General features: G+C 59.1%; 1 protein-coding gene. It reads right to left on the bottom strand.

Annotation, left to right across the window (positions count from 1 at the left end):
- A partial coding sequence (locus EOA22_RS36835; protein WP_245478820.1) for a phospholipase D-like domain-containing protein occupies window positions 1–518 on the bottom strand: 518 nt, incomplete at both ends.

The following is a 518-nucleotide window of genomic DNA, read 5'->3' as shown; positions in this document are numbered from 1 at the left end:
CAGACATCGTCGACGATCAAAAGCTTGGGATGGTACATTGTGGGTTGAAACTCAAAGATGCGCACACCGGCCTTGAGCAATTCGCCCCAGAAAAAGCGCGAGCCCTTTCGCACCACAGGCACATCCGTGAGCCAATTGGGAACGATGACATCGACCGAGACGCCTCGCTTCCTTGCATCAAGAATCTGCTGCAGCGCGATGTCGTCCGGCACGAAGTAGGCCATGCCGATGCGCAGATGATCCTTGGCCGCGGCTATTGCCGCCAACATCATCAGCTCCATGTTCTCCGAGCCGTTTGGCTGCGAAGAAAGTATCAACTGCGCATCGAGACCGCCAGCGGCCGCAACTGCAGGGTAGAACTTCCCGCCCTGCAATGTCTCGCCGGTCGTCTCAAGCCAGTTTTCGGCGAACGCCGCCTGGAATGCGGGCACGGCTGGTCCTTCGATCCGGTAATGGGTGTCGCGCCCTTCATTTGAGTTGCGTGCGTTCCCGCGCCAATCATCGGCCATGCCGACCCC

This window comes from Mesorhizobium sp. M7A.F.Ca.US.014.04.1.1 (assembly GCF_003998745.1).
Taxonomy (GTDB): Bacteria; Pseudomonadota; Alphaproteobacteria; order Rhizobiales; family Rhizobiaceae; genus Mesorhizobium; species Mesorhizobium ciceri.
Note: the sequence above shows the minus strand (reverse complement) of the source record. Positions and strands in the feature narration are given on the sequence as shown.